Consider the following 13,053-nt stretch of genomic DNA (forward strand, 5'->3'; position numbering starts at 1 on the left):
CATTCGGGGGATTTAACTGATGCTCAATGGCCTGTGGCTTGGCTTCTTTGTCGTGGCAATGGTGTCAGCGCTGGTGCAGTGGCTGGTGGGCGGTAACGCCGGGATATTTTCGGCAATGGTCGAAAGCATTTTCGCCATGGCCAAACTGTCGGTGGAAGTCATGGTGCTGCTGTTCGGTACCCTGACCTTGTGGCTGGGTTTTCTGCGCATCGCTGAAAAAGCCGGCATCGTCGATTGGCTGGCCAAGGCCCTCGGCCCGCTGTTCCGCCGCCTGATGCCGGAGGTGCCGGCTGGCCACCCCGCCATCGGCTTGATCACCCTCAACTTCGCCGCCAACGGCCTGGGCCTGGACAACGCTGCCACGCCTATCGGCTTGAAGGCGATGAAGGCCTTGCAGGAACTCAACCCGATCCCCAACACCGCCAGTAACGCGCAGATCCTGTTCCTGGTGCTCAACGCGTCCTCGCTGACGCTGTTGCCGGTGACCATCTTCATGTACCGCGCCCAACAAGGCGCCGCCGACCCGACGCTGGTGTTCCTGCCGATCCTGCTGGCCACCAGTGCCTCGACCCTGGTGGGCCTGCTGTCGGTGGCGATCATGCAGCGCCTGCGCCTGTGGGACCCGGTGGTGCTCGCGTACCTGATCCCGGGCGCGCTGGTGCTGGGTGGCTTCATGGCGCTGCTGGCGACCCTCTCCGCCACCGCGCTGGCCAGCCTCTCGTCGATCCTCGGCAACCTCACCCTGTTTGGTTTGATCATGCTGTTCCTGATCATCGGCGCGTTGCGCAAGGTGAAGGTCTACGAGGCGTTTGTCGAAGGCGCCAAAGAAGGCTTCGACGTGGCCAAGAATCTGCTGCCGTATCTGGTGGCGATGCTGTGTGCGGTCGGCGTGTTGCGCGCCTCGGGGGCGTTGGAATTCGGCCTGGAAGGCATTCGCCATCTGGTGGCCTGGACGGGCATGGACACGCGTTTTGTCGATGCCTTGCCGACGGCAATGGTCAAGCCGTTCTCCGGCAGCGCCGCGCGGGCGATGCTGATCGAAACCATGCAGACCCAGGGCGTGGACAGCTTCCCGGCGCTGGTGGCGGCGACGATCCAGGGCAGTACCGAGACCACCTTCTATGTGTTGGCGGTGTACTTTGGTTCGGTGGGGATTCAGCGGGCCAGGCATGCCGTGGGCTGTGCGTTGCTGGCGGAGTTGGCGGGTGTCGTTGCGGCGATTGCAGTTTGCTACTGGTTCTTTGGCTGAGGCTGGGATCGCTATCGCAGGCAAGCCAGCTCCCACATTTGACTGTATTCACAAATCAAAAATGTGGGAGCGGGCTTGCCCGCGAAGAGGCCCTCAGCGTTTCGGCGCTGTATTGCCCTGCTGCACCACCCACTCCACCACCTGCTTGTTCAACTGATCCCCCGCCAAGCCAAACCCGGCCACCACCGCTGGCACCTTGGTATCCCCCACCGGCTGCCGCACCTCAAACCGCCGGCTGGCAATAATCCGCTGATCACTCCCACGCACCAGTCGTGCGTCGAGGCGGATCACCACCTCCACCGCATTGCCACGGTACTCACTCTGAAAGGCCTGCAACTGCCCGCCCAGTTCATAGTCTGCTTGCAGGTTGGTGTCGTCGGTACTCAACAACGTCACCCGCCCATCGCGCTGGAACCCGTCCAGCAGGCGGTTGCGCAACAGCACCGGCGACGGATCGCTCCAGCGCGAATTGGCATAGCTGCTGATCAGGTCACCGTTGGGCACCACGGCAATGCGCGGGCTGTCGAGAAATTCGCTGGTCTGGGGCTTGGTTACCCGCAGCGACCAGGCGACCTGCGTGCCTTGTACGGTCGCCGGTGCTGCCGCCAGGCGGTACACGTCCGAAGGGTCGGGCTTGGGCAGGATCGAGCACGCGCTCACCAGGGCCAGGGCTACAGGGACGATCAGTTGATATGCACGCTTCATGGCGTGAACTCCTTGTTCTTGTCACTGCCCAGCAGGTAACCGCTGGGGTTGGCTTCCAGGCGGCGGGAGATGGCGCGCAGCGAGCCGAGGGTTTCGCGCAGTTCGCGCACGGCCGGCGCCAGTTCGTTGAGGCCCTGCATGCCGCTGTTCACCGAGTCCTTGTTGTCGGTCAGCAAGGTGTTGATGGTGGCGGTGCTTTTTTCCAGGGATTTCATCGCCTGCTCGGCACTGCTGAACGCCTGCTTGCCTTGATCGTTCAACAGGCCGTTGGCGTTGCGCATCAGCACGGTGGTTTGCTCCAGGGCGCCGCTGGCCTGTTTGCTCACCTGCATCAGTTGCTGCATCACCACTTTGATATCGCCGCGCTGGTCGGCGATAGCGCCGGTGGTTTGCTGCAAGTTGTCCAGGGTAGTGGTCAGGCGCTCGACGTTCTCCCGCGAGAACAGCGCGTTGGCGTTGTGCAGCAACAGGTTGATGCTGCTCATCAGGTCGTTGCTGTTGTTCAGCAGGCGTGCGATGGGCGATGGCGAGGCGATGATTTCCGGCAGGTTGCCGTCCTTGCCCTTGAGCACCGGGCTTTGGGGCGTGCCGCCGCTGAGCTGGATGATCGAGGTGCCGGTGATACCGGTCAGCGCCAGCTTGGCCTGGGTGTCTTCCTTGATCGGCGTCTGCCCGGCCAGGCGGATGCGCGCGAGCACGCGGCGCGGGTCCTTGGGGTCCAGGCGCAGGCTGATCACGTCGCCTACCTTGATCCCGCTGTACTGCACCGAGCTGCCCTGGGACAGGCCGCTGACCGCCTCGTTGAACACCACTTCGTAATCCTGGAAGGCACTGTCGATGCTGGATTTGGCCAGCCACAGGCCAAACAGCATCGCGCCGACCACGACGATCACGCTGAACAGACCAATCATCACATGATGGGCGCGGGTTTCCATGTCATACCTCGTTGAGCGGTTGAGCGGCATCCAATGCCGCACGGCCCCGGGGGCCGTGGAAATATTCGTGAATCCAGGCGTCGTCGGTTTCCGAGACGACATCGATGGCGTCCGCCACCAGCACTTTTTTCTGCGCCAGCACCGCCACGCGGTCGGTGATGGTGTACAGCGTGTCGAGGTCATGGGTGACCAGGAACACGCTCAGGCCCAGCGCGTCACGCAGGGTCAGGATCAGTTGGTCGAATTGCGCCGCGCCAATCGGGTCGAGGCCGGCGGTGGGTTCGTCGAGGAACAGGATGTCCGGGTCCAGGGCCAAGGCGCGGGCCAGGGCGGCGCGCTTGATCATGCCGCCGGACAGCGACGCTGGGTATTTGTCCGCCGCCGACAACGGCAACCCGGCCAGGGCCAGCTTGACCGCCGCCAAGTGCTCGGCGTCGCGGCGGCTGAGGCCGGCGTGCTCGATCAATGGCAGCGCGACGTTCTCGGTCACCGTCAGCGAGGAGAACAGCGCGCCCTTCTGGAACAGCACGCCGAAGCGCCGTTCCACCAGGGAGCGTTCATGTTCCGAGAGGCTCGGCAGGTTCTTGCCAAACACCCGCACCTCGCCTTCGCTGGGCCGGCGCAGGCCGACGATGCTACGCAGCAGCACCGACTTGCCGCTGCCGGAGCCACCGACCACGGCGAGAATCTCGCCCTTGTACAAATCCAGGTCGAGGTTCTCATGCACACTCTGGCTGCCAAAGCGGTTGCACAGCCCGCGCACTTCAATCACCGCCTCAGTGGGCGCACGGTGTAAGCGACTCACCAGCCCATCTCCATGAAGAACAGCGCGGCGACCGCATCCAGCACGATCACCACAAAGATCGATTGCACCACGCTGGAGGTGGTGTGGGCGCCGACTGACTCGGCACTGCCGCTGACCTTGAAGCCTTCCAGGCAACCGATGGCGGCGATCAGGAAGGCGAAGATCGGCGCTTTCACCATGCCGACGAGGAAATGCTGCACGCCGATGTCGGATTTGAGCAGCGAGAGAAACATCGCCGGCGAAATATCCAGCGCCACGGCACACACCACGCCACCGCCGACAATCCCCGAGAGCATCGCCAGAAACGTCAGCATGGGCAGCGACACCAGCAGTGCCAGCACCCGTGGCAGCACCAACAGCTCCATCGGGTCGAGGCCGAGGGTGCGGATGGCGTCGATTTCTTCGTTGGCCTTCATCGAGCCGATTTGTGCGGTAAACGCACTGGCGGTGCGGCCGGCGATCAGGATCGCGGTGAGCAGCACGCCGAATTCCCGTAGGAAAGAGAACGCCACCAGGTCCACGGTGAAAATCGTCGCGCCAAAGCTCTTGAGCACCGTGGCGCCGAGAAACGCCACCACGGCGCCCACCAGAAAGGTCAGCAAGGCGACGATGGGCGCGGCGTCGAGGCCGGTCTGTTCGATATGCGCGACCATTGGCGTAATGCGCCAGCGCTTGGGCCGGAAAATCCCCCGGGCAAACGTCTCAAGGATCAGGCCGATAAAGCCCAGCAGTTGCTTGCTGTCTTGCCAGACTTTATCCACCGCCCGGCCGATACGCGCCAGCACCTGGATGCCGGTGGCTTCTTCCGGGGCTTTGTCGGGTACGCAGAAATCATTGAGGGAGCGGTAGACGGTCTTGAGCAGCGCGCGGTCGGCGGCGGACAGGCTGCAATCGCTCTGCTCGGCGGATTGCTCGATGCGCGTGGGGCCGAGCAATTCCACCAGCAGTGACGCGCCGGCGGTATCCAGGGCGCCGAGGCCGTTGAGGTCGATGCGGGCGCCGGCGTCGTATTGGCCGTCGAGCGTGTCCGACAGCTTTTTCAGGTCTGCGTAGTGGGCAAGCGTCCAGTCCCCCGTAATCCGCAGTAACGCAGGCGTGGAGGACGTATCGAGATGGGCTGCGCCGGCCGAGGTACTACTGGTCATAAGCTCCGAGCTTGTTTGGCTATCCACAATTCCTACGTAATAGCACGAACCTGCCTACTTTGGGTTGTCCGTTTGTGCTGTGTCGATGACTTTGAAGCGCAGCACGCCGATCACCTGGCCGTCTTCGGTGAGCACCTGCACTTGCCAGCGGCCCACGGCATCACCGGGGAAATTCTGTTTATGGGTCCAGGCGCGATAGCCTTCCTTGCGCCCGCCATGAATGTCCAGGGCGATGCGGTCGACCTCTTTGCCGTTGAATTTCCACACGTGGTAGATCCGCTCATCCAGGCCACGCGGCGCGTTGATCGCGGTGTAGGCATACAGCCCGTCGCCGCGCAGTTGCGCGACGGTGACTTCCTTGAGGTCATCCCCCGGCGTGCGGTCTTGCAACTGGGTGCTGATGGCCACTTCCGTCATCCACAGGGTGGCCGGTGGTACCCAACTGCGTAGGAACCAGCCGGCGCAGCCAATCGCGGCCGTCACGCCCAACAGCATCGCCCAGCCCTTGAGGCTGCGCAGCGGCAGGCTGACTGCCAGGCTGGGGATCGACAGCGCCATGGCCACGCCCAGGGCCAGCTTGTAACTCTCGGCGGTGGTCAGGTGCAGGATGATCGGCAGCGCGGTGAGCAGCGCGGCGAACAAGGTCAGGGTGTGCAGCGCAAGGAACAGCGAGCGCTTGGGCGCCCAGCCACTTGTAGTACAGCGGATCGACGATCGACACCAGTGCCGCCGCGCCGAGCAAGCCGGTGAACAGCGATTGGCCGCTGTTCCAGGCGGTGGTGACGAAAAAGAACGGCAACACAAAGAACAGACTTTCCTGGTGGATCATCTGGGTCGCGTAGCGCAGCAGCGGCTCGGGGATTTCGCGCTTGAAGACTTTGGTAAACAGCTGGGTAAAGCTGTTTTCCAGCATCAGCCACAGCCAGCTCACCAGCATGATCACCGCGATCCAGCTGGCCATGCCCTGCTGGCGGTCCACCAGAATGAAGCTGCACACCCCCGAGATAAAGCCGCCGAGTGCAATCACCCCTGGGTAGCGCTTCATCAGTTCGAGGACGCGGGTGATTATGCGGGTCAGGTTTTGCATTCGGCGGTTCGCAGTCTTTGTAGGAAAAATCCCAGACAGAATAACGTCTTAGCCCTGTCCTCGGTGGCCGATTACGCGATCCGTTTGCGATAAAGCCGCACACCGATCAACACAATGGCAATCAGCCCGAGTATGCCGGCGCCGATCCAGCTGAGGGTGTCGTAGCTCAGCAACGGTTTCTCGATGCGCCAGTAGCCGGGTTGCTTGAATACCTGGCGCATGGCCCGGTTGGTCTGGTCCAGGCTTACCGCCTTGATACGTTTGACCGGGTCGCTGAAGTGGCCGTTGTTGTAGTCGCCCGAGGCGGCCCAGTAGTAGTCGGCCAGGGCGCTGTTGCCCTGCACGGCCCAGGCCTGGCGGGCGATGGCGGCTTGTTGCAGGCGTGCGAACACGGCCGGGTCGAGGCCATCCTTGAGCAATTGCGCCTGTAGGCTTTTCAGCACGTGCTCGGCCTCAGGGATATTTTCCCGCTCCAGGTCGGCATTCAGGCTGAGGAAACCGACACCGCCCAGCACTTCACGCTCGCTCCAGGGGCCGTAGGACAAGGTGTGCTTGAGGCGTAGCTGGCGATACAGCGCCCAGTCGAGGTAGTCCTTGAGCAGGTCGTAGGTTTCATCGTGCTGGTCGTCCAGCAGCGGTTCGGGGAACAGCCAGTGCAGCTTGGCGCTGTCACCGACCCAGCCGTGGATCAGTTCGCGCTGGCTGGCGGCGGCGTGCTGGATTTGCGGCAGTTCACGGTGTTCGGTGGGATCGACCGGGTCGAGCTGGCCGTAGGTGCGTTCCAGGTAGGCCGGCAGCAGTTTGTCGAGGTCGCCGACGATGATCAGGGTCATGTTGTTGGGGGCGTACCAGTGTTTTCGCAGGTCCTCCAACTGGTCACGGGTCAACTGGCCGACTTCGGCACGTTCGGCGCATTTGAGCCCCAGTTCGACGGCGAGTTGATTGCTGGCGGTGTGGCCGAGGTCCTGGCGGTCGAGCAGGCGTTGCAGGTGGGAGTAATGGCCGCCGTCCTCACGCTCGACCACTTGCTTGGCCGCGTTGATATTGGCGTCGGTCAGTTCGGTGCGGGTGATGATCGCCAGCAGCAGGTCGAGCACCTTGCGCTGGTTTTGCGCTGGGGCCTCGATCACGAAGGTGGTGTCGGCGTTGCTGGTGTAGGCGTTCCACTCGCCGCCCAGGGCTTGCATGCGGTCTTCCAGGTCGCCTTCGCCGCCGCCGTCGATGCCGCTGAACAGCAGGTGTTCGAGCAGGTGCGGCAGTTCCTTGTCCGCGCAGGCGAAGTCATCCAGGCCGACGCCGACTACCAGGCGGATCGCCACATGCCCGCGCTCGGTGCCCGGCTTGAGCAGCAATTGCAGGCCGTTGGGCAAGGTATAGCCCTCGACTTGCAGGCGGTCAAAGGCAAAGGCGTGGGCAGAACCCATGAGCAGGCAGATGAACAACAGGCGACGCATAACTGGCTTCCTGGCGAGTGTGGTCAGTGTTAACTGACTTCACGGGCCATCGTACGTTCAGGGCGAATGTGTGATGTCGGCAATATCTTCGGCGGAGAGTGCGCCGGTGTCGGACGTTTCCAACACTACATAGGCACTGCTGCAAAACAACGAGTTGAGACGTTTCATGTCGGCAATCAGCTCCAGGTGCAGGGAACTGGTCTCCAGGCTCTGTACGATCTTGCGCTGCAAGCGGCTGACGTGAGCGTGGGCGAGGCGGCGTTCCTGGGCGCGAAAACGGCGCTTCTCGCGCAGCAGTTGGCGGGCGCTTTCCGGGTCGGCGCTGAGGAACACCGACAGGCCCAGGCGCAGGTTGGCAATCAACTGGCTGTGCAGGTCGGACAGTTCTTCCAGGCCGACCTCGGAGAACTGGCGGCGCTGGGAGGTTTTCTGCTGCTGGACTTTGCGCAGCATGCGTTCGATCAGGTCGCCGGCCAGCTTGAGGTTGATCGACAGCTCGATGATCTCGGCCCAGCGCCGGCTGTCTTGCTCGCTGAGGTCTTCGCGGGGCATTTGCGCCAGGTAGAGTTTGATCGCGCTGTACAGCGCTTCGACGTCATCGCTGAGGCTGCGCATGGCCTGGGTGATGGCGGTTTGCTTGCCGCGCAGCACTTCCTGCATCGAGGTCAGCATGTTGTCGATCAGATCGCCCAGGCGCAGGGTCTCGCGGGCGGCGTTGGCCAGTGCCAGGCTCGGCGTGGTCAGTGCGGTCAGGTCGAGGTGGCGGGGTTTGGCCTTGCCGTTGAGTTCTTCGCGCTCGGGCAGCAACCAGGCACACAGGCGCGCCATCGGGCCGATGGTCGGCAGCAGGATCAGGCAGCGGCTGACGTTGTAGAGCAGGTGGAAGGTGATGACCATGCCCTGCACGCCGTAGTCCAAACCATCCATCCAGCGTACGAGCGGGTCGAGCACCGGGATGATCAGCAGCAGGCCAATCAACTTGTACAGCAGGCTGCCCAGCGCCACCTGGCGGCCGGCGGCGTTCTGCATGCTGGTGCTGAGGAAGGCCAGCACGCCGCTGCCGATGTTGGCGCCGATCACCAGGCCGATGGCCACGTGCAAGCCGATCACGCCGGCGCCGGCCAGGGTGGCGGTGAGTAGGACGGCAGCCAGGCTGGAGTAGGAAATCATCGCGAACAAGGCGCCGACCAAGGCGTCCAGCAGGATGTCGCCGGTCAGCGAGGCGAAGATGACTTTGACGCCTTGGGCGTGGGTAATGGGACCGGCGGCTTCGACGATCAATTGCAGGGCCAGCACGATCAGGCCCAGGCCGATGCCGACGCGGCCCAGCTGCCCCGCCCGCGTCTGTTTGCGCGAGAGGAAGAAAATCACCCCGAGGAAGATCAGCAGCGGCGACAGCCAGGACAGGTCAAAGGTCAGCACCCGCGCCATCAGCGCGGTACCGACGTCGGCGCCGAGCATGGTCGCCAGGGCGGGCATGAGTCCCATCAGCCCTTGGCCGACAAACGAGGTCACCAGCATGGCCGTGGCGTTGCTGCTCTGCACCATGGCGGTCACCAGGATACCGGCGACAAACGCCAGCCAGCGCTTGGACATGTTCTGCCCGATGACGTGGCGCAGGTTGGAGCCGTAGACCCGCAAGATGCCGGTACGGACGATATGCGTGCCCCAGATCAGCAGGGTCACCGCGGAAAGCAGATTGAGCAAGGTCAGCATGCTCGGCCCCCCGTGTGGGTGCGCTTCAAGAGAAGCGTAGGAAAGTTGCCGCGTGCCGCTCTACGTCTTGTACTTAAGCTGTAGTTGGCGAATGGCGTGCGCGCCAGCATTGCATAGCTGAAAGGGTGATTGAAACAAAACTGTCATGAAATCAGCTTTCTGCAGACGTGAAAAAGGGGCTTGAAAAGCCCCTTTTTGACTGGCGCGGGTTTATTGACCCGGAATATCTTTGCGCAGTTTCACCGGATCCTGCTGCTTCTTCTTTTTCGCGATGGCGGTGCGCATCTTGATGTTCACCGCTTCTACCGCCAGGGAGAACGCCATGGCGAAGTAGACGTAGCCTTTTGGCACGTGCACATCGAACGACTCGGCGATCAGCACGGTACCCACCACCAGCAGGAACGACAGCGCGAGCATCTTCAGCGACGGGTGCTTGTCGATGAATTCGCTGATGGTGCCGGCAGCCAGCATCATCACCAATACCGCCACGACAATCGCCGCGACCATGACCGGTACATGGGAAACCATGCCGACCGCAGTGATCACGGAGTCCAGGGAGAACACGATGTCGATGATCGCGATCTGGATGATGGTGTAGATGAACTTGCCACCCTTGCCACCCGGTTCTTCGTGGGTTTCGTCTTCGCCTTCCAGCGCGTGATACATCTCCTGGGAGCTTTTCCACAGCAGGAACAGGCCACCGAAGAACAGGATCAGGTCGCGCCCGGAAATACCCTGGCCGAAGACCACGAACAGGTCGGCGGTCAGTTGCATGACCCAGGTGATCGACAGCAGCAACAGGATTCGCGTGACCATGGCCAGGGCCAGGCCGAAGATCCGGGTGCGGGCCTGCATATGCTTGGGCATGCGGCTGACCAGGATCGAAATCATGATGATGTTATCGATGCCCAGGACGATCTCGAGGGCCGTCAGGGTGAAGAAGGCAATCCAGATCTCTGGATTGGTCAGCCATTCCATGTGTATTCCTTTGAGCAAGTGTTAAACCGCGCAAGCTGCAGCGCCGCGCGGTTGAGTTGGTACGATTATAGAGTGCTGAACAGCGGAATAATCCCCATCAGCAACGCGGCGACCATTATGCACAGGCATACCAGCACTGCCCACTTGAGGGTGAAGCGCTGGTGATCGCCGAATTCGATACCCGCCAACGCGACCAGCAGGTAAGTCGACGGTACCAGCGGGCTCAACAAGTGCACAGGTTGCCCGACGATCGACGCGCGGCCCATTTCGGCGGCAGTGATGCCGTAGTGGCTGGCGGCTTCGGCGAGGACAGGCAGTACGCCGTAGTAGAACGCGTCGTTGGACATGAAGAAGGTGAACGGCATGCTCACCAGCGCGGTGATCACGGCCAGGTACGGGCCCAGCGCGTCAGGGATGACGGCCAGCAGGCTCTTGGACATGGCGTCGACCATGCCGGTGCCCGACAGGATGCCGGTGAAGATACCCGCGGCGAAGATCAGCCCGACTACCGCCAATACGCTGCCGGAGTGGGCGGCGACGCGGTCTTTCTGCATTTGCAGGCACGGGTAGTTGACGATCATCGCGATACTGAACGCCACCATGAACAGCACCGGCAGCGGCAACAGGCCGGCGATCAGCGTGCACATCAGGGCCAAGGTCAGGGCGCCGTTGAACCAGATCAGTTTCGGACGACGGGCGTCGGGGAATTGCGACACGCTGATTTCGCTGTGGTCGATCTCGTCACCTTGCAGGTGCAATTCACCCAGGCGTGCACGTTCGCGCAGGCCGTACATGTAGGCAATCACCAGGATCGCGACGACGCCAGCGGCCATCGCCGGGATCATCGGCACGAAAATGTCCGACGGGTCCACGTGCAGCGCACTGGCGGCGCGGGCGGTCGGACCACCCCAAGGCGTCATGTTCATCACGCCACCGGCGAGGATGATCAGGCCGGCCATGATCCGCGGGCTCATGCCGATGCGCTGGTACAGCGGCAGCATGGCGGCCACGCAGATCATGTAGGTGGTGGCGCCGTCACCGTCGAGGGACACGACCAGGGCCAGCACGGCGGTGCCGACCGAAACCTTGAGCGGGTCGCCCTTGACCATCTTGAGGATCTTGCGCACGGCCGGGTCGAACAGGCCGGAGTCGATCATCAGGGCAAAGTAGAGAATGGCGAACATCAGCATCACGCCGGTCGGCGCCAGCTTGGTGATGCCCGCAAGCATCATCGGGCCGATGTCCGGCGCGAAACCGCCGAACAGCGCGAACAGGATCGGCACGATGATCAAGGCGATCAGCGCGGACAGGCGCTTGGTCATGATCAGGAACATGAACGTGATGACCATGGCAAAGCCAAGGAAAGTCAGCATAGGAATACTCCGGGCGTAGCGCGGCTAGGGAATGGCGAACCGGGTGGGGCTCAGCGCAGAACGAAAGGCACGAGGCGTACGGGGGGAGTTGGAGCGAACAGGCGGGTACGGACGGACATCGGGAATCACCATTGTTGTTGTGTACAGCCGGTCTGGTGCCGGCAGTTGGAGGCGATCCTAGACGGGAAAGCTTTCAGCCAGCTTTCGCTGGGAAAACAGGTGATGAAGGGAAGAGGCACTATCTGCAAGTGTATGGAGATTCAATGTGGGAGCAACTGTCTTGGCAGTTTATTAAAAAACATCATTACGGCAGCCACACAGCCGCCCACAGCCTATGCCGTGTACTACTCCACTAGTGATCGCGTAGTTGATTACGCTACGCAATCGCTCCACTCCGAGCCGTCTCGGATCATTGCATTCAGGCGTATCAACAACACTCGCATGCAGGCGATAAGCGCTACTTTTGCGCATTTTCCTTTATCACGCAGAGCTTTATATCGCGCGTTGAATTCAGGCTGAAAGCGAATGACGGACCAGCACGCCATGTAGAGCGAGCGTCGGACCGAGAACCTCCCACCGCAGATATAGCGCTTACCTTTGTGCTTGCCACTGTCGTTGTTATACGGAGCAAGGCCCGAGAGTGCGGCGATCTCACGACGCCCAACGCTGCCCAACTCAGGCAGGTAGGCCATCAAGCTAGCAGCGGTAATAAGCCCTATTCCTTTGACCGAGCACAATTGTGAAACCCTTTTTTTATTAAGGTTTTCAACGCTTTGGCGAATCTGTATATCAACTGACGCTATGACTTTGGCCAGGTAATCGATATGGCTTTTCAGCAGGTTTTTAACAGCATCAGAAGAGGCCGTTTTGACACGACGCTCATCGTCGCTTCGCTGCTGAACAAAGTTCTCGCGCTGGTGCACCAAGGCTCGTAAGTCGTCTTGTTCAGGGCTAGTAGGCTGGCTTTTTGGGGGCTTGATAGTGGCCGCGAAATGGGCAAGAAGCTTTGCGTCTATTGGGTCGGTTTTAGCTTGCAACCCCAACGCTCGGGCAAAGCTCCTGGCCCGGCTGGGGTTAATCCTCACAACTTCCAAATCTGCCGCCTGAAGTGCTTTCATGACCTGGCGCTCGTAACCGCCCGTCGCCTCCAGCACCACACGACTAACGTGGTGACTCTTCAGCCAACGAATCAGCCGTGAAAAACCGGCCGCTGTGTTGGAGCAGCTCATCTCCTCAGCTTGGGAATCGAGCTGCGCTTCAAGATCGTCTTTTGAAACATCGATGCCTGCAAACATGGCCAAACCCTCTTACACTCAAAAGTGAGAGCGCTCTGGCGGGGCCCACGCTTGTAACTGTTCGAGGTCGGCTCGTTCAACTGTTCGGGCTCAATAACCAGAGTGGAGAGGTGGATGGCAGCTTAGGCTCCCACACGTGCTTCAAGCACCGCTGTCAGTCAGCTTGCCATCCACCGCTCTCATCCACAGTCTAATCCCGGCGAAAGACACAAGCTGGCTTGCCTGCGATAGCGGTGTATCAGCCACCCATGTGCTAGCTGACCCGCCGCTATCGCAGGCAAGCCAGCTCCCACATTTGGACTATGTTTGGC

10 protein-coding genes and 1 pseudogene are annotated in these 13,053 nt (G+C 61.6%); 1 reads left to right on the forward strand and 10 read right to left on the reverse strand.

Annotation, left to right across the window (positions count from 1 at the left end; genetic code table 11):
* Window positions 1-19: 19 nt before the first annotated feature.
* The gene (locus PSH87_RS00465) at window positions 20-1,249 is read left to right on the forward strand and encodes a nucleoside recognition domain-containing protein (protein ID WP_017734677.1); all 1,230 of its coding nucleotides are present in this window, start codon (window positions 20-22) and stop codon (window positions 1,247-1,249) included.
* A gap of 93 nt (window positions 1,250-1,342) precedes the next feature.
* Here PSH87_RS00465 and PSH87_RS00470 read toward each other — a convergent pair whose 3' ends face one another.
* The 10 genes and pseudogenes from PSH87_RS00470 to PSH87_RS00515 all read right to left on the reverse strand — a co-directional run bounded on the left by PSH87_RS00470 (window position 1,343) and on the right by PSH87_RS00515 (window position 12,742).
* Window positions 1,343-1,954, reverse strand: coding sequence for an ABC-type transport auxiliary lipoprotein family protein (locus PSH87_RS00470; RefSeq protein ID WP_017734676.1), 612 nt, complete (start codon window positions 1,952-1,954; stop codon window positions 1,343-1,345).
* Window positions 1,951-2,889: an MlaD family protein gene (locus PSH87_RS00475; protein ID WP_017734675.1), complete on the reverse strand. Its 939-nt coding sequence runs from the start codon at window positions 2,887-2,889 to the stop codon at window positions 1,951-1,953. The genes PSH87_RS00470 and PSH87_RS00475 overlap by 4 nt, the downstream gene beginning before the upstream one ends.
* Window position 2,890: 1 nt before the next feature.
* A complete protein-coding gene (locus tag PSH87_RS00480; RefSeq protein WP_124527098.1) occupies window positions 2,891-3,694 on the reverse strand; it encodes an ABC transporter ATP-binding protein in 804 nt (267 codons plus the stop codon).
* Entirely contained in the window at window positions 3,691-4,839 is a 1,149-nt protein-coding gene (locus PSH87_RS00485) for an ABC transporter permease (RefSeq protein ID WP_017734673.1), read from the reverse strand. The genes PSH87_RS00480 and PSH87_RS00485 overlap by 4 nt, the downstream gene beginning before the upstream one ends.
* 54 nt (window positions 4,840-4,893) lie before the next feature.
* Window positions 4,894-5,926, reverse strand: a pseudogene (locus PSH87_RS00490) (DUF5924 family protein).
* A 71-nt stretch (window positions 5,927-5,997) separates the two neighbouring features.
* Complete coding sequence (locus PSH87_RS00495; RefSeq protein ID WP_017734671.1) at window positions 5,998-7,380, reverse strand: pitrilysin family protein; 1,383 nt, start codon at window positions 7,378-7,380, stop codon at window positions 5,998-6,000.
* Window positions 7,381-7,437: 57 nt separating this feature from the next.
* Entirely contained in the window at window positions 7,438-9,096 is a 1,659-nt protein-coding gene (locus PSH87_RS00500; protein WP_017734670.1) for a Na/Pi cotransporter family protein, read from the reverse strand.
* A gap of 210 nt (window positions 9,097-9,306) precedes the next feature.
* Complete coding sequence (locus tag PSH87_RS00505; protein ID WP_017734669.1) at window positions 9,307-10,074, reverse strand: TerC family protein; 768 nt, start codon at window positions 10,072-10,074, stop codon at window positions 9,307-9,309.
* Between the two features lie 65 nt (window positions 10,075-10,139).
* Window positions 10,140-11,447 (reverse strand): CitMHS family transporter, encoded by a 1,308-nt coding sequence (locus tag PSH87_RS00510; RefSeq protein WP_207045688.1) that lies wholly within the window; start codon window positions 11,445-11,447, stop codon window positions 10,140-10,142.
* 371 nt (window positions 11,448-11,818) lie between these two features.
* Complete coding sequence (locus PSH87_RS00515; RefSeq protein ID WP_305432054.1) at window positions 11,819-12,742, reverse strand: transposase; 924 nt, start codon at window positions 12,740-12,742, stop codon at window positions 11,819-11,821.
* Between the last annotated feature and the right edge of the window lie 311 nt (window positions 12,743-13,053).

Origin of the sequence: Pseudomonas sp. FP453, from assembly GCF_030687495.1 — a bacterium.
Taxonomy (GTDB): Bacteria; Pseudomonadota; Gammaproteobacteria; order Pseudomonadales; family Pseudomonadaceae; genus Aquipseudomonas.

Coding starts and splice junctions, on each gene's coding strand:
- PSH87_RS00465 (WP_017734677.1), top strand. CDS start 20: ATGCTCAATGGCCTGTGGCTTGGCTTCTTTGTCGTGGCAATGGTGTCA.
- PSH87_RS00470 (WP_017734676.1), bottom strand. CDS start 1,954: ATGAAGCGTGCATATCAACTGATCGTCCCTGTAGCCCTGGCCCTGGTG.
- PSH87_RS00475 (WP_017734675.1), bottom strand. CDS start 2,889: ATGGAAACCCGCGCCCATCATGTGATGATTGGTCTGTTCAGCGTGATC.
- PSH87_RS00485 (WP_017734673.1), bottom strand. CDS start 4,839: ATGACCAGTAGTACCTCGGCCGGCGCAGCCCATCTCGATACGTCCTCC.
- PSH87_RS00495 (WP_017734671.1), bottom strand. CDS start 7,380: ATGCGTCGCCTGTTGTTCATCTGCCTGCTCATGGGTTCTGCCCACGCC.
- PSH87_RS00500 (WP_017734670.1), bottom strand. CDS start 9,096: ATGCTGACCTTGCTCAATCTGCTTTCCGCGGTGACCCTGCTGATCTGG.
- PSH87_RS00505 (WP_017734669.1), bottom strand. CDS start 10,074: ATGGAATGGCTGACCAATCCAGAGATCTGGATTGCCTTCTTCACCCTG.
- PSH87_RS00510 (WP_207045688.1), bottom strand. CDS start 11,447: ATGCTGACTTTCCTTGGCTTTGCCATGGTCATCACGTTCATGTTCCTG.
- PSH87_RS00515 (WP_305432054.1), bottom strand. CDS start 12,742: ATGTTTGCAGGCATCGATGTTTCAAAAGACGATCTTGAAGCGCAGCTC.